The organism is Pseudoalteromonas sp. McH1-42 (assembly GCF_022347845.1).
Classification (GTDB): Bacteria; Pseudomonadota; Gammaproteobacteria; order Enterobacterales; family Alteromonadaceae; genus Pseudoalteromonas; species Pseudoalteromonas rubra_D.
In genome coordinates, this window is record NZ_JAKRFU010000018.1 from 58,806 (window position 1) to 81,111 (window position 22,306).

19 protein-coding genes are annotated in these 22,306 nt (G+C 48.9%); 13 read left to right on the top strand and 6 right to left on the bottom strand.

Annotated elements, in window-relative coordinates:
- Positions 1-435: 435 nt before the first annotated feature.
- From MHN31_RS16260 to MHN31_RS16275, 4 genes are read left to right on the top strand one after another with little or no spacing between them, the layout of a single operon-like run.
- Positions 436-1,956: a curlin gene (locus MHN31_RS16260; protein ID WP_239444790.1), complete on the top strand. Its 1,521-nt coding sequence runs from the start codon at positions 436-438 to the stop codon at positions 1,954-1,956.
- Between the two features lie 47 nt (positions 1,957-2,003).
- Complete coding sequence (locus MHN31_RS16265; protein ID WP_228553281.1) at positions 2,004-2,396, top strand: curli production assembly/transport protein CsgE; 393 nt, start codon at positions 2,004-2,006, stop codon at positions 2,394-2,396.
- Between the two features lie 2 nt (positions 2,397-2,398).
- Positions 2,399-2,815: a curli assembly protein CsgF gene (locus MHN31_RS16270; RefSeq protein WP_010383926.1), complete on the top strand. Its 417-nt coding sequence runs from the start codon at positions 2,399-2,401 to the stop codon at positions 2,813-2,815.
- Positions 2,815-3,597 (top strand): CsgG/HfaB family protein, encoded by a 783-nt coding sequence (locus MHN31_RS16275; RefSeq protein WP_125560812.1) that lies wholly within the window; start codon positions 2,815-2,817, stop codon positions 3,595-3,597. The genes MHN31_RS16270 and MHN31_RS16275 overlap by 1 nt, the downstream gene beginning before the upstream one ends.
- Here the strand turns inward: MHN31_RS16275 and MHN31_RS16280 are convergent.
- From MHN31_RS16280 to yegQ, 6 genes are all read right to left on the bottom strand, one after another.
- Entirely contained in the window at positions 3,594-4,292 is a 699-nt protein-coding gene (locus MHN31_RS16280) for a response regulator transcription factor (protein WP_239444791.1), read from the bottom strand. The two genes, MHN31_RS16275 and MHN31_RS16280, sit on opposite strands and share 4 nt — an antisense overlap.
- A 261-nt stretch (positions 4,293-4,553) precedes the next feature.
- Positions 4,554-5,741 (bottom strand): M23 family metallopeptidase, encoded by a 1,188-nt coding sequence (locus MHN31_RS16285; protein WP_239444792.1) that lies wholly within the window; start codon positions 5,739-5,741, stop codon positions 4,554-4,556.
- A gap of 408 nt (positions 5,742-6,149) precedes the next feature.
- Positions 6,150-8,849: a PAS domain-containing protein gene (locus tag MHN31_RS16290; RefSeq protein WP_239444793.1), complete on the bottom strand. Its 2,700-nt coding sequence runs from the start codon at positions 8,847-8,849 to the stop codon at positions 6,150-6,152.
- A gap of 25 nt (positions 8,850-8,874) precedes the next feature.
- Positions 8,875-9,618, bottom strand: a complete 744-nt coding sequence (locus MHN31_RS16295) for an EAL domain-containing protein (RefSeq protein ID WP_239444794.1) — start codon at positions 9,616-9,618, stop codon at positions 8,875-8,877.
- A gap of 183 nt (positions 9,619-9,801) precedes the next feature.
- Positions 9,802-10,053 (bottom strand): YfhL family 4Fe-4S dicluster ferredoxin, encoded by a 252-nt coding sequence (locus MHN31_RS16300; RefSeq protein WP_239444795.1) that lies wholly within the window; start codon positions 10,051-10,053, stop codon positions 9,802-9,804.
- A 24-nt stretch (positions 10,054-10,077) separates the two neighbouring features.
- Complete coding sequence (gene yegQ, locus MHN31_RS16305; RefSeq protein ID WP_194867569.1) at positions 10,078-11,436, bottom strand: tRNA 5-hydroxyuridine modification protein YegQ; 1,359 nt, start codon at positions 11,434-11,436, stop codon at positions 10,078-10,080.
- Positions 11,437-11,757: 321 nt separating this feature from the next.
- On the opposite strand from yegQ, the gene ndk reads away from it, so the two are divergent.
- The 9 genes from ndk to der all read left to right on the top strand — a co-directional run bounded on the left by ndk (position 11,758) and on the right by der (position 22,220).
- Positions 11,758-12,189 (top strand): nucleoside-diphosphate kinase, encoded by a 432-nt coding sequence (gene ndk, locus MHN31_RS16310; RefSeq protein WP_010383936.1) that lies wholly within the window; start codon positions 11,758-11,760, stop codon positions 12,187-12,189.
- Positions 12,190-12,377: 188 nt separating this feature from the next.
- The gene (locus tag MHN31_RS16315; protein WP_010383939.1) at positions 12,378-13,508 is read left to right on the top strand and encodes a bifunctional tRNA (adenosine(37)-C2)-methyltransferase TrmG/ribosomal RNA large subunit methyltransferase RlmN; all 1,131 of its coding nucleotides are present in this window, start codon (positions 12,378-12,380) and stop codon (positions 13,506-13,508) included.
- Positions 13,509-13,643: 135 nt separating this feature from the next.
- On the top strand, positions 13,644-15,296 hold the full coding sequence (pilW, locus tag MHN31_RS16320) for a type IV pilus biogenesis/stability protein PilW (RefSeq protein ID WP_239444796.1): 1,653 nt from the start codon (positions 13,644-13,646) through the stop codon (positions 15,294-15,296).
- Positions 15,293-16,261 (top strand): RodZ domain-containing protein, encoded by a 969-nt coding sequence (locus MHN31_RS16325; RefSeq protein ID WP_239444797.1) that lies wholly within the window; start codon positions 15,293-15,295, stop codon positions 16,259-16,261. Before pilW ends, MHN31_RS16325 begins: the two co-directional genes overlap by 4 nt.
- 5 nt (positions 16,262-16,266) lie before the next feature.
- Positions 16,267-17,385: a flavodoxin-dependent (E)-4-hydroxy-3-methylbut-2-enyl-diphosphate synthase gene (gene ispG / locus MHN31_RS16330; RefSeq protein WP_125560794.1), complete on the top strand. Its 1,119-nt coding sequence runs from the start codon at positions 16,267-16,269 to the stop codon at positions 17,383-17,385.
- Between the two features lie 133 nt (positions 17,386-17,518).
- The gene (hisS, locus tag MHN31_RS16335) at positions 17,519-18,796 is read left to right on the top strand and encodes a histidine--tRNA ligase (protein ID WP_125560792.1); all 1,278 of its coding nucleotides are present in this window, start codon (positions 17,519-17,521) and stop codon (positions 18,794-18,796) included.
- A gap of 74 nt (positions 18,797-18,870) precedes the next feature.
- Positions 18,871-19,488 (top strand): tetratricopeptide repeat protein, encoded by a 618-nt coding sequence (locus MHN31_RS16340; protein WP_125560790.1) that lies wholly within the window; start codon positions 18,871-18,873, stop codon positions 19,486-19,488.
- 9 nt (positions 19,489-19,497) lie between these two features.
- Positions 19,498-20,673 carry an outer membrane protein assembly factor BamB gene (gene bamB / locus MHN31_RS16345; RefSeq protein ID WP_125560788.1) on the top strand — a complete coding sequence of 392 codons (1,176 nt, stop codon included), beginning with the start codon at positions 19,498-19,500 and terminating at the stop codon, positions 20,671-20,673.
- Between the two features lie 74 nt (positions 20,674-20,747).
- Entirely contained in the window at positions 20,748-22,220 is a 1,473-nt protein-coding gene (gene der, locus MHN31_RS16350) for a ribosome biogenesis GTPase Der (protein WP_010383954.1), read from the top strand.
- Positions 22,221-22,306: the final 86 nt, after the last annotated feature.

The following is a 22,306-nucleotide window of genomic DNA, read 5'->3' on the forward strand; positions in this document are numbered from 1 at the left end:
CTCATACTATTTTGTGAGATTACCGAGTATTAATATCGGTAAATCAATGTTTTTGTCTTTAACTTTATGAATTTTATAAAGTTATAAGATTCCAAATTATTTCTAATTTCCCTGATCGATACGAGACTCTAGAGTGACTACACGAGTCCGAAAAAATAACGTGCAAAACTGTCCAGACAGAAGCAGGACTGCGGACTCAGGCTTTGATGGCTAAGCGAGTATGAACGTGACCCTGATTGATGACAGCGGCCCCATTGGGCTTTGGTTATAACAAGGGAAGCGGAAGATAACCCGGTTTAAACACAGTACCGCGTCTGCGTATAGGTCAGGAGTTGGCAACCTCCACTAAGGCGATACGCATATATAAAGACAATCACGCGGTGCGAGTTGAAGGAAATCATTGCGAAAACGATTAATAACTCTAAGGAGAACCAGGTGAAATTTTCAAAATCACTGACCTGCTGTGCAATTGCACTGGCTTTATCTGGTGCCAGCGTGGCACAGGCAGCTGACGCAGAAGCAAAAGCGGCTTCAACGTCTGAGTTGTCACAGTTAGTCCAAATTGACAACACGGGAAACACACTTACGGTAACTCAGCGCTCTAATAGCGGCGCGGGTAATGTACTAACCAGTTCACAGCAAGGCGAGTCCAATGTCAGTGACTTGTCAGTTGCCGGAGATAGCAATACCACCACAGTTGCACAGGCGGGCACAGGTAATCTGACCAAAGCAACCGTCGTGGGCGATGGCAATACGCAGGAATATAGTCAGGATGGCGAGAGCAATGGCGCACTGACGGAGCTCAACGGTAATGACAATAACTTAAACATCACTCAGCGCGGTTTAGGTTACCTTGGTATCAACAATGAAGTGACGAATACCATTAATGGTGATGGCAACCACATTCATGTTGAGCAAAGCAGTGGTGGTCATTGGTTCTACAATACTGACATGGAGGGTAACAATAACCAGGTTGTTGCTTCTCAGCTGGGCTCCTGGGGTGAAGTGAATATTGACCGCGTACAGGGCGATCAGAATAGCATTGAGGTCGATCAAAATGGTGTCTATAACGAGCTGAATCTGACTCTGCTTCAGGGTAATGACAATGACCTGGCACTCTCTCAGGAAGGGAACTACAACAAGTTTACTATTGATGTGCTGACAGGCAACGATAACGAGCTGCGAGTTGAGCAAAGCGCGGGCAATAGTAATCGGGTTGATATGGCTGAACTGCAGGGTGAAAGCAATCGGGTTGACCTGGAGCAGGAAGGCAATGATAACCGCATGACGTCCACTCTGTTCAGCGGTGACAGCAACTATGTCACTGTGGCACAGCTGGGAGATAACAATCAGACTACGTTCGACGTAGTTGGCAATGACAACGACTTCGATGCGCAGCAGCGTGGTAACGACAACCAGGCTTATTTGGGTGCCGTGGGTGATGACAATGAGTACAGCACTTTGCAGCTGGGTGATAATAATGAACTACACATTGCGAAATTTAACAGCAATGGGAGTGAAGTCGGCGTTATCCAAAATGGTGATAATAACGAGGTTGTGCTGCAGTCATCGCATCCAGATAACACTCTGAGTAGTAACAATAACATGCTGAATGTTGCGCAAACAGGCGACAGTAACGGTGTATCCGTGACACTGGCCTCTGTGGCGGAAAGTGGGCTGAATCAGCTCGATTTGGTACAAAGTGGTGAGCTGAATGCCATCGACCTGATGCTTGAAGGCAGTGGCAATGACATCGCCATTGAACAAACCGGTGGTGCGAACTTCGTTGCTGGTGTTGGCTCAGGGGCGTTCGTGGTTAATGGCAGTGACAACAACATCCAGATTAATCAGGACGGCTTTGGCAACCTGGTTGAGGGCGGTGTGAGTGGTAATGGCCAGACTGTGAATATTACTCAGGTCGGTGACTATAACGTCGCGACTGTGACTCAGCAGTAATCAAAGTGGCCGCAAAGCCAGGTGGTTTTGTGGCCAACGTTGTCGTTATGAAACATACACTATTTATTTTCGGTATTTTGCTTTTGAGCGTGATACCACATAGTCAAGGCGCCGATGAGGAGGTCGAGCTGGGAGGACTGGTTATTGACCAGAGTATCAGCCGTTTTGGCTATCAGTTTTATTTTGATTTTTCGCAGTTGTGGCGTGACGTACCCGCAACAGCAGGTGTAAATATCACCATTAAAGAAACCGTATTGCCGCGCGCAGGTACGCGGTTACAGGTATTTATGAACAACCAGCTGGTCTATGCCACAGCGATGGGACGTCGCGGCGGGCCGTTAAAAGAGCGCGTCGAGGCAGCGTTATTTGCCATTATGGATGCCATGGCCAGCGCACAGCACCAACAACACTCTCCAGATTTAGCAACAAGCGGGTGGTAACAATGAAAACAACAATACTAGGTTGCTTGGGGGCACTATGCAGTTTGTCGCTGCATGCGACTGAATTGGTTTATAAGCCCATTAATCCGTCGTTTGGCGGCAACCCTCTCAATGCCAACATGCTATTAAATAAGGCACAGGCACAAAATAAACACCGTGCGCCAGTGATTGAAAAGTCTTACGGCGACCGGTTTCAGGAGTCGCTGGAGCGAACTTACCTGAATCGCATGGTCAGGGAAATTACTTCCACGGCTTTTGGTGATGAAGTTGAAGACAGTATTTTCGATAAAGACTCAACGTTTATGAGTGGGGATTATGAAATTCAGGTGATCACCAGTACACCGGATTCCATCACAGTACAGATCACCAACACACTGACGGGTGACATTACAACACTGGAAGTGCCGAGGTTTGGTTGATGAAGTACCTGAGTATTACCTGTTTTGTGCTACTGCTGAGTGCCTGTAGCAGTATCCCTGTATTGCCACCGCCTATGGCGAAAGCACAGCCGCTGGCTGCCACCGAGGTCTTCAGCGAGTTAAAAGCATTGCCAACGCCACGCGGCCCAATCCCGGTTTCTGTGTATTCATTTAGAGACCAGACCGGACAATATAAACCCCAGGAAAACGTCAGCTCATTTTCGACAGCAGTGACCCAGGGGGCCAACTCAATTCTGATGCAGGCGCTGCACGAAACGGATTGGTTCATTCCCATTGAACGTGAGGGACTGCAAAACCTGCTGACCGAGCGTAAGATCACCCGGGCGGCAATGCAGGACCAGGAAAATGCAAACAGCCTGCCACCACTGACGCATGCCAAGCTGATCTTTGAGGGGGGGATTATTAGTTATGATGCCAATATCAAAACCGGCGGCATGGGGATGGAGTACTTTGGGATTGGCGCATCTGAGCTATATCGCGAAGACACCATTAGCATTTACCTGCGCGCGGTGGATGTGCGTACGGGCCAGGTTTTGTTGTCGGTTGCGACCAGCAAAAAAGTGCTGTCAAAGGAAATGCGAGCAGGATTCTTTCGTTATGTCAGCTATAAACGTCTGGCCGAAGCGGAAGCTGGATACAGTGAAAATGAGCCCATGCATATTTGTGTGACTCAGGCGATTGAAAAAGCCCTGACGTTGTTAGTGCATCAGGGCCTCGAAAAAGGTGTGTGGGCTGCTAAACCTGAGCAGCAGGCGGGTTAATTGGCCAGTCCACCGAAGGGGATGTGCTGCTGTGCCCAGTTGGCCAGCTCAATCCTATTGCGCGAGTTGGTCTTTTTAAACGCGCTGTAAATATGGGTTTTGACGGTATGACTACTGATATTCAGAGAATCAGCAATATCGTCGTTTTTGGCCCCATCAGCGAGTAATCTGATCACCGACTTTTCGCGTTTAGTGAGTGAGGCCAGCGTGATGTCTCTTTGCTCGTCTGATAGCCCCGGCAGTGCCTGCGGCAGGCGTTGCATCAGCGCGCTGAAGGCCAGCGAAATGGCCCCTCTGCCAAACCATAACTCGCCGCCCAGTACACGCTGAATGCCTTTGAACTGGCTTTCCGGCGAAGCGCCCTGATAGAGCACACCTTTGACATTGGCAAGCAGTGCGGTTTGTTCATCCAGGGTATCCGGGCAGGCATTAAATAATAAGACGCTGTGATGTTGTGCTAAAGCCCTGAGCTGCGCGCTGAGTAAATCGCGGCATTCGCGATTGCTGACATCGACCAGAAACAGCTGGTAGTGCGCTCTGTGCTCAGTGATTGGCAGGCGGGTATCGACCTTGATATTGTTACCGCAAGCCTCAAGCATTTTGACAAACATGAGGAAATCCTGACTTAGCGTGTTGGTCTTTTGGTCTGTCAGGACGAACAGAGCACCACGCGTTTGATTGTCTGAATACATCATTATATCGATTGTCCTTTTGTTGTTCCGTTAACCTAAATATACATATTTTTTACAAGATGTTTAGTACTTATTTTCAATTTTTGGAACTGACCGGATCTGTATGTCGTATTGGAACATTCCATTTGTCACAGTCACAGCAACGAGTGTGTGAGCGACTCTTATCTAAAGATGAAAGAAGCCATATTGAGTGTGTATTTGGTCGGGATGGCATGATGGGCAGGTGATCAGGCGACTATCCTGACCACCTTTCGAGGCGCAGGTTTATCGGTAGAGTGCACGCCAGGCACAGGTACGATAGCCATTACGCTCAAAGTAAAAACGGTTGCAATTGTCGTCGTAATTGTAGTTGCCAACATCGACCCGATAACCACTGATATAGGCGTTATGCAAAGAAATGAAGCGCCCGTTATATAACAGGGAAAAGTGTAAATGGGGTCCGCTGGACTGACCGCCCTGACACAGTGCTGTGTTGTAGTCATTGGCATATCGACCTAGCCAGGCTCCGGCATTGATCACATCACCGGTTTGATACTGAAGCGCATCCATGTGGTAATACTGTGTGGCATAGCCACTGGGGTGCGTAATCCGGATGTTACAGCGTGAATAACGTGTCACAGTACCCCCATGCGCTGCCTGAACCCAGGGAGTATTTGACCCCCAGCCACCAGAGTCATTGTTGAAATCCAGCGATGAGTAGGGGTAGCCCGAGCCGGTATTGGAATGAGCACCGCCACTGTACCAGGCATAGCCTGATGGCCAGGGGAAATTAAGGTAAAAATTATTACTGATGGTGGCGGATGCAACATCCGGCGTTGCTAAGCGAGCTGCGGGATTGAGTAACGCATCGCCAAAGTAGGATTGGTACCGTCCGGCCACCTGAGCAAGGGCTTTAGCATCATCCAGCACCGCACTCAATGCAAAGGTGGCGGGTGTGACTGTGAGCGCCTGACTGTGGACTTGGTCAGACACTGTATGCTGCACTCGATTGCGTTGCTGACCTTGCCACTGTTCGTAAGCATAGAAGTGCTGTGACAGTGTATGGGTGAGTGCTTCCAGTTGTGCTGAAAATCCGGATTGCGTCACCAACATACCGAAGGGTCTTTCAAATGCTTCAGGTGTCGGTGCGGAGAGCAGCTGACTGTGCTGTTCCATCAACGCGAGCAATAGCTTGGGGTTGATACTGGCATGACCCGCCCAGTGCAACAGGGTTTCCAGTTGGTCCTGTAAATGTGGTGCATGGGTTGCCAGCGTGCTTTCCCAGTCTGTTTGCTGGAGTGTATTGCTGAACAGGAATTGCTGCGTGTCTATGTTGAGCAGGGGCGTGAGCGCATGTTTCATCAGTGGGTTTCCGCTGATCTGAAAGGCTGTTTCGTCATGATGCTGACCTTGCGCATGCACAGATATGTGGGCCAGTCCGACCGCTAGTACCGCGTATTGTAGTGTTTTCATGTTGTATCCTTATTAAGGTGAGTGCACAGTCAGGTATATCCTTTTGTTTAATAAATGTACAATTTGAGTTTTTGCTCTGTAATTCGCTTTTGTTTCTTATTGTTTACATTTTTATTTCATTTATAGGGAGGTGGACTGGTTGCTGATAAGTATCATTGTCGTTGTGGTAATAGAACACCAGATGTTGACCCACTACATGAGTGGTTATTAGCTTTGTAGCAGAGTTCAGGCAGGCAAGTGTTGAGCAAGTAAAAAATAGCAACCGAGGCTTGGCGTGATAAATGGTTTTATCCGCCCAATTTAATAAACTCAGCACCCTTGTTTAATACCGTGACATAGGTCTCCTGAGGCTGTGTGGCCAACAGAAGTGTATGTCAGTTTGATCACCTTGTGCTAAAACGATCTCCATTATTCCTCTGGCTGTTTAAGTGTTATCAATAAATGTGTACCGCCCTGTGCGTTGTCGATACACGTAATTTGCCCGTTGTGCAGATTGATTATCTTTTTACACAGAGACAGACTAACCCCGCTGCCATTAAGGCTGTCGCCATTATGACTGTTGCCGTTGAGGCTGTGGTTGGAAGTAAAGGTTTGTTGACTGAGCTGCTGCGGTATGCCGATGCCATTGTCCTGATAGTGTAGGATGATAGATTCACCTTCGTGCTCAGCACTGATCCGCACGCTGGGGGTGTGATTGTCATCACAAAACTGAATGCTGTTGGCAATTAAATTTTGCCAGACCTGAATAAACAAAGTGTCATCGACTTGCAGCTCGCAATCCGGTGTGTCACACATGATTTGTGCGTGACTTGCCGCAATATTATTACTCAGCTGGTCGCAGGCTTTTGCGATCAGGCTGTTGAGGGAAACCCGAGTAAGTGTTAACTGATGTTCATGCAGTCGGGATAGTGTGAGTAATTCCGGTATCACGGTACGCATGCGCTCGGTTGTATCTAGGATCTGGCCTACTTCTAAAGCGGCCTTGTCGTTTGTTTTCAGAGTCTGTGCCAAATGCTGGGATAAACTGTCACAAAGCACAGCAATTTTACTCAGTGGTTCGTGCACATCGCGCGAAACAATAGATGCAAAATATGCCAGGTCAGCTTGAGACTCTTGTAATTCACTCTGTAAATTGGTTTGCTCCGTGATATCTACAAAAGTACCCAGCATGAGCTCAGGTTCACCCTGTTCATCGCGGGTGACTATGGTGTCTAGTGAATAGCACCAAACCCAGTGACCTTGTTTGTGCTTAAAGCGATAGGTGAGCGGGATTAAGTCTCCATTCTGGCTGGCGCTGACTTCTTTCATGTGCGCATCTAGCAGCGCATGTTCTTGCGGATGAAACAGGTTCATGAAGTGACAATTTTCCAGCTCCTGCAAGGTATAGCCAAGCAGATGTGTGTATCTGCGATTAATTTTCACATTGGCCTGCTGCTTCAAATCATACAAGTATAAACCGCATACGGCGGAGTCTATGATGCGCTGCAAAAATTGCTGGCTTTCCTGCAGCTCGGTTTCGGCGTATTTGCGTGCTGTGATGTCAATGGCGGTGCCAACCAGCTTAGTTACTTTTCCCTCGCTGTTGAGCAGCGGGTAAAGTGTTGTCTGATACCAGAGTTCCTGGTCATGGGTAGGTAACATCTCAATATATTCCAATGGCTTTTTGAGCTCGCAACAGGTCTGATAGTTATCCTGAATGTGATCAAGGATCTGATCGTCAAACATTTTACCGCGCAGTTCTGACAGACGCTTGAACTGAATGTCTTCAAGCAAAATGGAAGCTCGCTGACAGGCGGTCGGGTTAAACTCTAAAAAGGTAAAGTCGCCATCCGATTCGACCTGTAACAGCCAAATGGCCTGGCTGGCACCATTATAAATGGCGTTTAAAATGTTGGTTTTTTCACTGATCTGGCGTTCCAGTATTTTGCTGGACTCGATGTTGCGTAGTGCACCAGACATCAACAGGGGTTTGCCTTGCTCATCAAACTGGCTGTTGCCCACGGCCAAAAACCAGCTATATTCACCATGTTCGTTGCGGCCCTGATATTCCACCTGATATTGTTCTTTGCTTTGGAAATGCTGTTCAATGGCCTGCTCCACACGCACACGGTACTCCGGGTGAATATGCTCAAACCAGTCTTCATAGCTTGGGTGTTCGATATCTGCTTTGCCTATCATCGCCATCAGTCGGGGCGAATAACTGACCTCGCCAGTCACCACATTCCATTCCCAGATACCATCGGCGGTGGCATTGACGGCCCGGCGCATTTTTTTGTCCGATTCTTTTAGTGCCCGTTCGGTATTTTTCAGGGTACTCAGGTTATTAAACAGCGCCAGCACCACACTTTGTTTTTCAAACTGTGCTTTCACGAGTTTCATTTCCATCGGAATAGCGGGTTTGTTTTCCACTTTGATGTGGCATAAAGTCGCCAGCTCAGCCGTGTCAGCATTGTTTAATTTATGGGTCAGTGTATCTATGGTGGTAAAAGGGTCGCTGAACTCGATTAACTCACTCAGAGACTGCCCGTTTGGCTGATTGTCTTTGAGGCCTAAGGTCTTGAGAAAGTGAGGATTACACTGAGTGATCCTAAATGTGTCATCGAGTACCACGATACTTGCGGGCAGGGTATTGAGAATAAAGTGGGTCAACTCGTGCTCAGCCAGCTTGGAGTCCAGCTGATATTTTTCCTGAGTGACCTTATCGAGCTTACGGGACACGCCCTGAAATTGATTCGGGGTCGGAATGGCTATTGCACTGGGGATCAGTCGAAACATGTACACTGCGGTGGTGATAGAGACCAGCGCAGTGGCCATTTTGGCGAGGGCATGCATGCCATATGCGCCTTGCCAGACGGTATAAATGCCTATCAGGTGGGTCAGTCCACACAGCAGGATAAAGCTTGAAAACAACACAAACAGCCAGTGCCCGCCAACATCCGGCCGCTTTTTGGCAAAAATCATGATTGCGATGGGGATAGAGAAGTAAGCGGTGGCAATCAGTAAATCTGAGATGACATTACCCCATAACAAATGAGGTTGCCATAAGTAGCAATGCCCGTGTGGCATGTAGGCATCATGAAAAAAAGATTCAAAGCTGTTGGTTTCCATGTGAGTAATCCTTACCTGGAGCGTATTACGGCGATGTGGGAAAGCTCGGTTGGGGCAAAGTGGCAATCACTGGCTTGGCAAATAAATAACCTTGCATCAGGTAAACGCCTAAATCGCACAGGCACCTATAATCGTCTTCGGTTTCAACGCCTTCTACCACTAAATCGATATTCAACCGGCGCGCCATCAGGCACACACCGTCTACAATGGCCTGCTTAACCGGGTCCTGTGCTATCCCATTGATCAGCGCAATATCGAGTTTGATGATATCGGGTTGAAAACGATGCAGTACTTCAATGCCGGCGTAACCGGCACCAAAATCGTCCAGCGCAACTTTAAAGCCGTTTTTGTTGTAGGTGTTGGCAATGTCGATGAGTTTGTCAGGATCGGTAAGATGCTCCTGCTCCGAGACTTCGAAAATAATGCGTTCTTTTGCCAGATTGAATTGGTCGGCGGCTTCAAGCGTTTTACGCAAGCAGGTTTGGGGGTCGTAAATGGCGTTGGGTAAAAAGTTGATAGACAGTTTAGCGGTGTCGCTGAGTTTGGCCATCATTTCAATGGCGGTTGTGCGACACAATTGATCGAAATAATATTTGCTATCCTCTGTTACCTGGGACAACACTTGCCCGGCTGATTGCCCCTGTGTCCCTCTGACCAGAGCTTCATAGGCATAAACTTGTCGGTTGCGCAGGTCCACAATTGGTTGCATCGCCATGGTAATGTCCATGCGATAATCGGTATGGCAACGACATGTTTTGCAGCCAGCCATAAAAGCTCCCTGTTTAAGAGTCAGATATCTAAGCAAGTCTGGCACAGCCCTTTGGTTTTGCAATCAAACTGTACTCGATTAATCACACTGTAATACGGTGGACATTGCTGTATGAGTTTACTTTCTGCGACTAATAACTGGGGATTGGTAAAAGAAAAAGCGCCGTCAGGCGCTTTTCTGGGATCAACTCTGGCCGGTCAGTTTGAGGTACTTTTCGGCCAGGGTGTCGAGGTTTTCGCGATGTGCAGGGTCGGGCTTAATACAATCTATCGGGCAGACACTCACACAGGTTGGCTGGTCGTAGTGTCCGACACATTCGGTACATTTTTCCGGGTCTATCTGGTAGATTTTTTCACCCATATAAATGGCCTGGTTAGGACATTCCGGGTCACACATATCGCAGTTAATACATTTACTGTTGATCAGTAACGCCATTGTTCACACTCCGTTTTGGCTAGCTTAGGCTTTTTTAAACGGGTTACGGGTGTCTTCCTGAGCACCCAGGTTACGCATCAAAATGGCATGATTAAGGTCAATGTCTTCAGGCAGCGGAATTTTAACTATGTGGCCAGAACCTTTGGCATCGCTGATCAGCTCACCTTTTTTGTTTTCCATGTGCTCCAGAGTAAAGCTGATATTGCCCTGGGGTGTCATCAGCTCCAGGCTGTGACCGGTACAGAACTTGTTTTTGACGTCAATTTCCACCAGACCGTTGTCGTGACGGCCCAAAATCTCACCAACAAACTGCTGTTGATCCGACACGGAGTGGCCATAGTCGTAGTTTTGGTATTCCTGGTGCGCATGGCGTTTCAGGAAGCCTTCGGTATAACCCCGGTGTGCCAGATTTTCCAGCGTACGCATTAGTGAAGGATCGAAAGGTTTGCCAGCGACGGCATCGTCAATGGCACGACGATACACCTGCGCGGTTCTGGCAACATAGTAAAAAGATTTAGTACGGCCCTCTATTTTCAGACTGTGCACCCCCATCTTGGTCAGCTGGTCAACATATTGTACGGCACGTAGATCCTTGGAGTTCATGATATAAGTGCCATGCTCATCTTCAAATGCTGGCATATATTCTCCCGGACGACCTTGCTCTTCGAGCATAAACACCTGATCAGTGGGCTGTCCGTCTCCCAGGGTTGGGATCACCTGATGAGGGTCAATTTTATGCACTACATCGCCCGTTGCCGTTTCTTGTCCAGGCTTAACATCGTAACTCCAGCGACAGGCATTGGTACAGGTGCCCTGGTTTGGGTCGCGTTTATTGATGTAGCCTGACAGCAGACAGCGCCCGGAGTAAGCCATGCACAGTGCACCATGTACGAACACTTCTAATTCGGTATTCGGGCACAAAGTGCGGATTTCGGCAATTTCTTCCAGTGACAGTTCCCGTGACAGGATCACGCGCTCGATCCCTTGTTTTGCCCAGAATTGTACGGCGGCATAGTTAACAGCGTTGGCCTGAACGGACAAATGGATGGGCATGTCAGGCCATTTTTCACGTACCAGCATAATGAGTCCCGGATCTGACATGATCAGTGCATCCGGTTGCATGGCAATGACGGGCTCAATATCACGCAGGTAGGTTTTCACCTTGCCGTTATGCGGGGCAATGTTAGACACCACATACAGCTTTTTATTTTGCTGGTGAGCTTCGTTGATGCCAATTTCGAGATTAGCCAGATCGAATTCATTGTTACGCACGCGCAGGCTATAGCGTGGCTGGCCGGCATAAACGGCATCGGCACCATACGCAAAAGCGTAACGCATATTCTTTAAACTACCTGCGGGTGAAAGGAGCTCAGGTACAAACATCTCAAACCTCATACATTGAACTGATTACGGGTCAGCTGTTGGGGTAAATCAATCGCCAGTTTTGCCTGTACTTCAAGTAGTACAAGTACTTGGACAATTGGGTTAAATCAAAAAGCGGCGCAGTATAGGGCAAGGTTTGTCAGAATGATTTGACCTGGATCAGGTTTTCCCGGATCTGCGGGATAGCTGAATCAGATGCTGTAATGGCAGGTTGCGTTTCACACAAAATCAAAGCGGGACGGAAATAGTAGGTTTTTACATCTAAAACGCGTATAATTCGCGCCCGTATAAATTCATTAATTTCATTTTGGAGCAAAAAAGATGGCTTTAGAGCGTACTTTTTCAATCGTTAAGCCTGATGCGGTAGCTAAAAACCACATCGGTGCAATCTACAACCGTTTCGAGTCTGCTGGTCTGAAGATCGTTGCAGCTAAAATGATCCACCTTTCTCAAGAGAAAGCGGAAGGTTTCTACGCTGAGCACAAAGAGCGTCCTTTCTTCGGTGCTTTGGTTGAGTTCATGACATCTGGTCCTGTAATGGTTCAGGTACTTGAAGGTGAAGATGCAATCCGTAAAAACCGCGAAATCATGGGTGCTACTAACCCAGCTGAAGCGCTAGCGGGTACGCTACGTGCTGATTACGCTGACAGCATCGACGAAAATGCGGTACACGGTTCAGACGCTCCAGAGTCTGCTGCACGTGAAATCGCTTACTTCTTCACTGAAGAAGAGCTGTGCGCACGTACTCGTTAATTCGGGCACTGTGACATGAAAGAAGGGCCTTAGCGCCCTTTTTTCGTCCCTGATGTATTTTACTAAGCCTGAATGCAACATGCAGCGGGCTTAGCAAAGTATTCAGATTTGAAAGCGTTGGTTGAATTTTGTACAATTTGGCGCTTTATTAAATTTGCACTGGCCGTCATCTGATCTGGGGTTGTTTCATGACTACGACTGAGAAAAAAATTAACTTACTTGATTTAAATCGCGAGGGGATGCGCGAATTGTTTGCATCATACGGTGAAAAACCGTTTCGCGCCGATCAGGTCATGAAATGGATTTACCACTTCGGCATCGATAACTTCGATGACATGAGCAACATTAACAAAAAGCTGCGCGCCAAATTGCAGGCAGAATGTGAGATCCGTGCACCTGAGATCTCGGTACGCCAGCAAGCCAGCGATGGCACCATTAAGTACGCGCTTGTACTGGATGGCGGACAGGAAGTGGAGACTGTGTGGATCCCGGAAAAAGACCGTGCCACTTTGTGTGTGTCGTCTCAGGTTGGCTGTGCATTAGAGTGTACCTTCTGCTCAACGGCACAGCAGGGTTTTAACCGTAACCTCAAGGTCAGTGAGATCATTGGTCAGGTGTGGCGGGTGGCCAAAGACATCGGTTTGCACGATGGCGACAGTACTAAGCGTCCGATCACCAATGTAGTGATGATGGGCATGGGTGAACCGTTGCTCAACATCAACAACGTAGTGCCTGCCATGGAACTGATGATGGATGACTGGGCATTTGGTTTGTCTAAGCGTCGTGTCACTTTGAGTACATCGGGTGTGGTACCAGCGCTGGATATTCTGAAAGAAAAAATTGATGTGGCGTTGGCGATTTCTCTGCATGCGCCAAATAACCCGCTGCGCGATGAGTTGGTGCCGATCAATAAAAAGTACCCAATTGAAGAGTTTCTGGCGGCCTGTCGTCGTTACATTGATGGTTCGAAAGCCAATAAAGACGTTACCATTGAGTACGTTATGTTGCAGGGCGTGAACGACAGCACAGATCATGCCCATGAATTAGTTCAGGTGTTAAAAGGCACTCCATCTAAAATTAACCTGATCCCATTCAATCCGTTCCCGGGCAATGAGTATGGGCGTTCTAGTAACAGCCGAATCGACCGTTTCTCTAAGGTACTTCAGGCAGCCGGCTTAACCTGTATTGTCCGCCGCACCCGTGGTGATGATATCGATGCCGCTTGTGGTCAGCTGGTTGGTGATGTGGTCGACAGAACCAAGCGTCTTGCGAAGAAAAAGCAGCTGGAAGACAACGCCATAGCTGTGAAGGTTGGCTAAAAAAAGGGTGAAACTCGAACGCATTCGGGTAATATATGGGCATAGATCAACAGCGCTCTGGTGAGCTATGCCTGCGGCCTTGCGCCAATTGTGACTTGTCAATGCGCGCTTTTAACTAAAGTGTTTAGTTCAGCTATGTTTTCATTGGTAAAAAGCTTCTCCTTTGAGGTCTCAAAGCGTGCTCAGATTGCCCGTACCGGGTTGCTGTTGATACTGGGCATGACACTCAGTGGTTGTGTGACCGAAACGCGTTATGCCAACAGCGATAAGCCGGTTGTGCAGAGTAAGGCGAGCCGTGAAGATGCTGCTAAAACGCGTATCTCACTGGCGCTACAATATCTGGCGAATGGCAATAATACCCAGGCTAAGTTTAATCTCGAACGGGCGCTGACATTGGCACCGCAATTGCCCGAAGCACACTACTCACTGGCCTATTATTACGAGCAGGTAGGGGAGAATGCGCGCGCCGAGCAAGCCTATCAGAAAGCCCTGATACTTGCCCCCAAAGACCCAAACACGCTCAATAATTACGGTACTTTCCTGTGTCGTATCGGCAAATATGATGCAGCGACTGAGCAGCTGCTCAAAGCCATTGACATACCGAGCTATATCCGTGTTGCGCAAAGTTACGAAAACCTCGCGATGTGTGCATTGCGTCAGGATAATTTCGAGCTGGCACTGGAGTATCTGAGCAGTGCTGAAAAACACAATGGGCAGCGTCCGTCGACTTTGCTATTGATGGCCGGCTTACACTATGCGAAAAGTGAGCTGCATCGCGCAGAGGAAATACTGAAAGTGTATGGCGATCGTGGGTTTGTCTCTGCGCGTGGGTTATTGCTGTCTCACTTACTGGAAGTTCGCAAAGGCCATTTGCAACAAGCAGAAGAAACCGCCACCTTGCTGTTACAAACTTATCCGGATTCTCCTCAGGCAGCACTGGTGCTCCAGCAACGCCTTAAAGACAGCGAGTTTGAGCGCCTGAAAGAGCAATATCGTCAGGCTCAGTTGACAAAAATTACCCATAAGTCGCCAACGCATTTGGTGGCTGAATCCAAAATCAAGGTGCGTCGTAAAGTAGAACCGGCCAGCCCTCGGCCTCAGCAACTTGCGCTTGCGTCAGTTGTCCCTGAACCGACTCAGCAACTGGCTCCGACACCAGCCCGTTCGTTGCGTACACAGCAGTTCACTCAGAATTCACCCGCGCGGGATACAGTAACGGCTCAGAGGGTACCTGATAAGGCTGCAGACACAGTTAATTTAGTGGCATCAGATACAAGAGGGCAGGTGGTATTTTATGAGCCTGATCCGACTGATATTGCCTTTTCAGCGCCTTCTGCACGCTCCAGGGACTCGGCCGTATTAAACGATAAGCCCGCAGATAGCTGGCTTGCGCAACTTCCCGCAGAGCCTGTGACAGAGAATCTACAAGGCCGTGCTGTTGGTGGTCTGCTGAATACTGATCTGATGCTCCCTAGCATTCCTCAGCACATCATCAGATTGGGGGAGAATCTCTTTAGTGTCTCAGTGAAGTATAACCTGAAGTTAGAAAAGCTGATGGCGTGGAATAATTTACGTGAGTCGGACCAGCTGTCGATTGGTCAGGTGGTGTATTTGAACGATCCGAAGATCGTACACACCATAGGCCAGGGGCAGTCATTGTTCGACATTGCAATAGAATATAATCTCCAGATTGACGACCTGATGCGGTGGAATAAATTGACCCCGGATATTGTCTTACAACCAGGACGGCATCTCTTAATCGTGGATCCAGACAACTATACCTTATGAACGAAGCAGAATTAGATACAGAAAATAGCAGCGATTTACTGTCGCTTGGACAAACGTTGGCCAAAGCCAGACATGACAGGGGTGTCAGCTATGAAGAGATCACCACACGGCTGAAGCTCAGTGAAACTCAGATCAACAAATTAGAGCAGGATGACTATCAGAATTTGGGCCCGGAAACTTTTGTACGGGGCTACATCAAAAGTTACTGTCATTTACTGGGCCTGGATGCGCAGGAAACACTGAAGTTGTACCAGTCTCCCGTTGTACCTGAGCAAAAAGGCAAAATGAAGAGCTTCTCTCGCCGCACGGAGAAAGAAGCGCATGACAACCGTCTGATGTGGTTCAGTTATGCGGTCTTAATTCTGGTCGTGGGCAGCTCAGCGATTTGGTTCTGGCAAAACAGCAGTTCACAGAGCGAAATCACACCGGGCGATGCGCGTGACATACCTCAGGCCAATGTTGTTTCAGGTGATGGGCAAAATAACGAGCAAAGTGCAGGGCAAACCGTGGCAGATGAGCCTGACACAGTGGGCCCTGATAACCAGCTCGAAATAACCATTGAGGCCGAAAAACCGACCCAGGATATGACCTCTGAACCTGCGTCAGAGTCACCTGAGATGGCTACGCAATCAGAGTCAGAAGCGAGCCCAATTGCACAAAACAATGAAGTTGCTGAGGTGCAAGCTGCGCCCGCAACCAATCCTCAGCCAGAGCTTGCTCAGAACACCATTGTGATGGTGTTTAAAGAAGACAGCTGGGTAGAGATCTTCGATGCCAGTCAGGAGCGAGTTGCCTTTGGTGTTAAGAAAGCCGGGTATACCATGACCGTCAGTGGACAGGCCCCGTTTTCCGTCGTTCTGGGCAAACACCAGGCCGTGAGCATCACGCTTGATGGCGCTGCGGTGGATATTTCCGGCCTGCCGCGTAATCGTTTAGCCAAATTTAATTTACCGTTAGCAGAGTAATCGTCATGTTTTCAGAATCACCGATCAAACGTAGAAAATCTACGCGTATTAATGTGGGAAATGTGCCCATCGGGGACGGCGCACCTATCGCCGTACAGTCGATGACCAACACCAATACCCTGGACGTGGATGCCACTGTGGCTCAGATCCGGGCGATTGCTGATGCCGGCGCGGACATCGTGCGGGTGTCTGTTCCAACCATGGAAGCCGCAGAAGCGTTTAAGAGCATCAAAGAACAGTCCGAGATACCGCTGGTAGCCGACATTCATTTTGATTATCGTATCGCCCTGAAAGTGGCTGAATATGGTGTAGATTGCTTGCGTATCAACCCAGGCAACATCGGCAATGAAGAGCGTATTCGTGCGGTAGTCGATGCTGCACGTGAAAAGAACATCCCGATCCGTATCGGAGTGAATGGGGGCTCGCTGGAGCGTGATCTGCAGGAGAAATATGGCGAACCTACGCCAGAAGCCCTGCTTGAGTCAGCGATGCGTCATGTTGAGATCTTACAGAGACTCGATTTTGATCAGTTTAAAGTCTCGGTGAAAGCGTCGGACGTTTTCTTAGCGGTTGGGGCATATCGCCTGTTAGCCAAAGAAATTGATCAACCACTGCACCTGGGGATCACCGAAGCCGGAGGGATGCGTGCCGGTTCGGTTAAATCAGCCGTTGGCTTGGGTATGCTACTGGCAGAGGGCATTGGTGATACGCTGCGGGTATCCCTGGCTGCCGATCCTGTTCAGGAAGTCAAAGTGGGCTTTGATATTCTTAAGTCGCTGCGTATTCGTTCGCGCGGGATTAACTTTATCGCCTGTCCAAGCTGCTCTCGTCAGGAATTTGATGTGGTCAACACAATGAATCAACTGGAAGAGCGCCTGGAAGACATCACAACCCCAATTTCGGTTTCTGTGATTGGTTGTGTGGTAAATGGTCCAGGTGAAGCTTTGGTGAGCGATCTGGGTCTGGCTGGGGCAAACCGCCGTTCGGGCTTATACATCAATGGTGAGCGTCAAAAATTGCGTATCGACAACGATCACATCGTTGAACAGCTGGAAGAGCAGGTACGCAGCTATGTTGAAAAACAACAAAGTGAACCCAAAATCGACGTCAAGATAGTCGAGTAAGCGTGGCAGACCCGGTAAACTAAGCGTTTACGTTTTAGCCGAGCTGGGTATAATAGCGGGTTTATCAGATCTGGCTAAGTCATTGGGCTTGGCCAGCCGTTTCGTGTAAAAAATTAGATTACTAGGATTTTCAGTGGCAAAACAAATTCAGGCAATTCGAGGTATGAACGATTGTCTGCCGGGTGATACGCAAGTCTGGCAGAAGGTAGAATCTATCTTACGTGACACAGTGGCATCTTTTGGATACCAGGAGATCCGCTTTCCTATCGTGGAATCCACCGAGTTATTCAAGCGCTCAATTGGTGAAGTCACCGACATCGTTGAAAAAGAAATGTATACCTTCGAAGATCGTAATGGCGATCTCCTGACCTTGCGTCCTGAAGGCACCGCGGTTTGTGTGCGGGCCGGTAACCAGAATGGCTTACTGTATAACCAGGAGCAGCGTTTGTGGTACATGGGACCTATGTTTCGTCACGAGCGTCCGCAAAAGGGCCGTTACCGCCAGTTCCATCAGTTTGGGGTAGAAACCTTTGGTGTGGCAAGTGCCGACATGGACGCCGAAGTGATCCTGATGACTGCGCGCCTGTGGCAGCAGTTTGGTATCAGTGAATTTGTTCGCCTGGAACTCAACTCTCTGGGCTCAAATGAAGCACGCGCAACCTATCGTGATGCCTTGATTGCGTTTCTTGAACAGCACGAAGCGGATCTGGATGAAGATTCAAAGCGCCGCATGCATAGCAATCCGTTACGTGTGTTGGACAGCAAAAACCCAGACGTGCAGGCCATTTTGGTTAACGCGCCAAAACTGTCTGAATATCTGGACGAAGAGTCGCGTGAACATTTTGCAAATTTATGTGAACGTTTAGACGCTGCTGGCGTCGAATACCAGGTTAATGAAAAACTGGTACGCGGCCTGGATTATTATAACCGCACCGTATTCGAATGGGTAACGGACAGCTTAGGCGCTCAAGGTACTGTGTGTGCCGGTGGGCGTTATGATGGGTTGGTAGAGCAGGTTGGTGGTAAAGCGACGCCGGCTGTAGGCTTTGCTATGGGCATGGAGCGTCTTGTACTGATGTTACAAGAGCTCGAGCGTATTGGCACATTACGCCGTAATGCCGATGTGTTTGTTGCAGCGATGGGCGAACAAGCTGGCATTCAGGCGCCGGTCATTGCGCAACAACTACGCAGTGAAATCCCGGGCTTGCGCGTACTGGTCAATGCCGGTGGCGGCAACTTCAAAAAACAACTGAAACGTGCGGATAAGAGCGATGCACAAGTTGCCCTGATTTTTGGCGAAGATGAATTGGCCGAAGGTAAGGTGACAGTTAAGTATCTCCGTGAACACAAAGAACAAGTTACCCTGACACTGGCAGAGGCAAAAAGCCTGTTGTCGGCGTTAGTGGATTAAGCGCCCTAGCGCAGTAAAGTCAGGCCAGTTATCTGAAAAGGGGCTGGCTTTACGCTATTAATAAAGAGGTCAGAATGGAAATTTATTCAACAGAAGAACAACAAGCCGAAGCAATAAAACGATTTTTCCGTGAAAATGGAACATCTTTGATCATTGGCGCAGTGCTGGGCCTGGGTGGTCTGTATGGTTGGAAAGCATATAACCAGCATCAAATTGACACCGCAGAAGCAGGTTCTGAAGCCTATAACCAGTTGGTTGATAGTGGTGACGTTCTGACCAAAAGCGATGACTTTTTAGCAACGAATGGTGAGTCGAGCTATGCGGTACTGGCTGCGTTTGTGGCGGCAAAAGAAGCCGTTGAACAAGGCAAACTGGAGGTTGCACAAGAGAAGCTGAGCTTCGCTGCAAACACAGTTAAATCACCAGAATTAAAAGCGACCGCTTATCTGCGTCTGGCTCGAGTACAGGCTGCTCGTGAAGATTATAGTGCGGCGCTGGCAACGCTTGGCAACCCGATGCCAGAGAGCTTTGCTGCTCAGGTAGCCGAGGTGAAAGGTGATGTACTGCTAGCGCAAGGTAAGAAAGAGGCTGCGCGTGATGAGTATCAAAAAGCAGTGACTGCCGGTGGCAGTGATAATAACCCACTGCTACAAATCAAACTGGACGATCTGGCTAGCACAGCAGCACTGTAAGGAGTCGCCATGAAGAAGTTGACTATGGCCTCATTGGCGCTATGTATGGCGTCATTGCTGGGATGCTCCTCAAGTGATGATGAAGAGGAACTGGTGTTACCTGAAATTGTAAACCAGTTTGAAACCGACGTTGTCTGGCAGGAATCTATTGGCGATGGCGTTGAGCATTATTTCTCGCGTCTGACACCCACCTTTTATCAAAGTACGGTTTACGTAGCAGAACGAAATGGTCTGGTTGCAGCGCTAGATAGCAGCAGCGGCGATACGCTGTGGGAAGTTGATACGCGTGAAAACCCGGCTTTTTGGCCGTGGGAAGACGATGACACAGCTAAGCTTTCAGGTGGTATTTTGCAGGCCTACGGTAAGCTGTATATTGGCTCTGAGCATGGTGAAGTGATTGCTTTGGACCGTGAAACCGGTGAAGTCGTTTGGCGTAAGGCGGTGCCGGGAGAGGCGCTTTCTACCCCAGCTGCCGGAGATGGTTTGGTTTACGTTAACCTTGGCTCAGGAAAACTTCTGGCGTTACACCCGGACACTGGTGAGGAGCGCTGGCAGTTTGAACAAGAAGTGCCGGCTCTGACATTACGTGGTCTGAGTTCACCTACGTCAGCAAATGGTGGCGTGTTGGTTGGTGAAGAAAGCGGCAAGTTATCGGTGCTGATTGCTGAGAATGGCTTCATGGCCTGGAGTACGGACATTGCTCTGGCAAAAGGTGCTTCTGAGTTTGAGCGCCTGGTTGACGTGGACACTAAGCCTGTGGTCGTTGGTAGTACCGTGTATACCATCGCCTACAATGGTAAACTGGCCGCATTGGACGTGCGTAACGGCAATGTGCTTTGGGATCGTGAGTACAGCAGTTACCGTGACCTCAGTATTGAGCTGAATACCATTTATTTGGTAGATAGCGAAGGCGTACTCTATGCTCTAGATAGAGAGTCGGGCATTGAGCGTTGGAGCCAGTCAGCGTTACGTGGTTGGTATCTGACGACGCCAGCAGTGGCTGGTAATTATCTGGTGGTGGGTGATCAGGAAGGTAATCTGCATTGGCTGGATAAACAAACAGGTCAACTGGTTTCTCGTGAAGAGTTTGATAGTTCAGGTTTTTTTGTCGAGCCTATTGTGGTAGATGATACCTTGATCTTGTACACCCGCGATGGTGAAGTCAGTGCGGTAAAAATTCCGTAACCACCATATGCTGAATGAATAGAAGTAAGGCTTCGCGGTGCGAAGCCTTTTGTTGTTTTTAAAAGAGGTAGTCTATGCTTCCTGTGATCGCTCTCGTCGGGCGACCCAATGTGGGGAAATCCACTTTATTTAACCGTCTGACCCGCACGCGTGATGCGTTAGTGGCGGACTTTCCGGGCCTGACACGTGACCGTAAATATGGCCAGGCAAATTATGATGGCTATGAGTTTATCGTGGTCGATACCGGCGGTATTGATGGCAGTGAAGAAGGCATCGAAACGGAAATGGCAGAGCAGTCTTTGCTGGCTATTGAAGAGGCTGATGTGGTGCTGTTTCTGGTCGACGCCCGTGCAGGTATGACTGCTGCGGACCAGGCCATCGCACAACATTTGCGTAAGCAACAGAAGAAAAGCTTTGTCGTGGCCAATAAAACAGACGGCATCGACGCAGACTCTAACTGTGCTGAGTTTTACCAGTTAGCGCTGGGTGAGGTGTATCACATTGCTGCTGCACACGGCCGTGGTGTTACACAGCTACTCGAAGCGACTTTGGGTCCGGTGATTGCAGAGCTGGCCTCAGAGGAAGATGAAATTGAGCAGGACGATGAGCTGCTGACTGAGCTTTACCTGGAAGGGGAAGAAGCGCCGGAAGAGGGTAAAACGGGTTTTGAAGACAAACCCATAAAACTGGCGATCATCGGCCGCCCCAATGTGGGTAAGTCAACACTAACTAATCGTATCCTCGGTGAGGAGCGTGTAATTGTGTACGATATGCCGGGCACGACGCGTGACTCAATCTATATCCCGATGACCCGCAATGAGCGTGACTATGTGCTGATAGATACCGCAGGTGTCCGTAAGCGCAAGAAAGTGAGCGATGTGGTCGAAAAGTTTTCAGTGATTAAAACGCTAAAAGCCATTGAAGATGCCAATGTCATTCTGTTAGTGATCGACGCACGAGATGGTATCTCAGATCAGGACCTCAGTCTGCTGGGCTTTGCCCTGAATGCGGGTCGTTCTTTGGTGATCGCAGTGAATAAATGGGATGGTCTGGATGACTACGTGAAAGAGCGTATTAAGTCTGAACTGGATCGTCGCCTTGGCTTTATTGATTTTGCCCGTCTGCACTTCATTTCGGCGCTGCATGGCACCGGGGTTGGCCACCTGTTTGAATCTGTTGAAGAAGCCTATGAATCGGCAACCAAGCGTGTTAGTACAGCTATGCTGAGACGTATCATGGATATGGCGCAGGCCGATCACCAGCCTCCTTTGGTACGCGGTCGCCGGGTTAAGCTGAAATATGCCCATGCCGGTGGTTATAACCCGCCGCGTATTGTGATCCATGGTAACCAGGTGCATGACTTACCTGACAGTTATAAGCGCTATCTGATGAATTACTATCGTAAGGCGCTAAATATCATGGGAACGCCGATTAAAATCGAGTTCCGTGAAGGGGATAACCCGTACTCTGGCCGCACCAACAAAATGACCCTGTCGCAGAAGCGAAAACTCAGGGCATTTACGAAAGAACAAAAGAATAAGCAGTAATTGCTTGATAAGAGGGCGCCTACGGCGCCTTTTTTATTGCTCGTCTCAACTCTGCCCGGATCCTAAATCGGTTTACGCTGAACGAA

Coding starts and splice junctions, on each gene's coding strand:
- pilW (WP_239444796.1), top strand. CDS start 13,644: ATGTTTTCATTGGTAAAAAGCTTCTCCTTTGAGGTCTCAAAGCGTGCT.
- MHN31_RS16285 (WP_239444792.1), bottom strand. CDS start 5,741: ATGAAAACACTACAATACGCGGTACTAGCGGTCGGACTGGCCCACATA.
- MHN31_RS16295 (WP_239444794.1), bottom strand. CDS start 9,618: ATGGCTGGCTGCAAAACATGTCGTTGCCATACCGATTATCGCATGGAC.
- ispG (WP_125560794.1), top strand. CDS start 16,267: ATGTTTTCAGAATCACCGATCAAACGTAGAAAATCTACGCGTATTAAT.
- bamB (WP_125560788.1), top strand. CDS start 19,498: ATGAAGAAGTTGACTATGGCCTCATTGGCGCTATGTATGGCGTCATTG.
- MHN31_RS16315 (WP_010383939.1), top strand. CDS start 12,378: ATGACTACGACTGAGAAAAAAATTAACTTACTTGATTTAAATCGCGAG.
- MHN31_RS16275 (WP_125560812.1), top strand. CDS start 2,815: ATGAAGTACCTGAGTATTACCTGTTTTGTGCTACTGCTGAGTGCCTGT.
- MHN31_RS16270 (WP_010383926.1), top strand. CDS start 2,399: ATGAAAACAACAATACTAGGTTGCTTGGGGGCACTATGCAGTTTGTCG.
- MHN31_RS16325 (WP_239444797.1), top strand. CDS start 15,293: ATGAACGAAGCAGAATTAGATACAGAAAATAGCAGCGATTTACTGTCG.
- MHN31_RS16290 (WP_239444793.1), bottom strand. CDS start 8,849: ATGGAAACCAACAGCTTTGAATCTTTTTTTCATGATGCCTACATGCCA.
- MHN31_RS16280 (WP_239444791.1), bottom strand. CDS start 4,292: ATGATGTATTCAGACAATCAAACGCGTGGTGCTCTGTTCGTCCTGACA.
- der (WP_010383954.1), top strand. CDS start 20,748: ATGCTTCCTGTGATCGCTCTCGTCGGGCGACCCAATGTGGGGAAATCC.
- yegQ (WP_194867569.1), bottom strand. CDS start 11,436: ATGTTTGTACCTGAGCTCCTTTCACCCGCAGGTAGTTTAAAGAATATG.
- ndk (WP_010383936.1), top strand. CDS start 11,758: ATGGCTTTAGAGCGTACTTTTTCAATCGTTAAGCCTGATGCGGTAGCT.
- MHN31_RS16300 (WP_239444795.1), bottom strand. CDS start 10,053: ATGGCGTTACTGATCAACAGTAAATGTATTAACTGCGATATGTGTGAC.
- MHN31_RS16265 (WP_228553281.1), top strand. CDS start 2,004: ATGAAACATACACTATTTATTTTCGGTATTTTGCTTTTGAGCGTGATA.
- MHN31_RS16340 (WP_125560790.1), top strand. CDS start 18,871: ATGGAAATTTATTCAACAGAAGAACAACAAGCCGAAGCAATAAAACGA.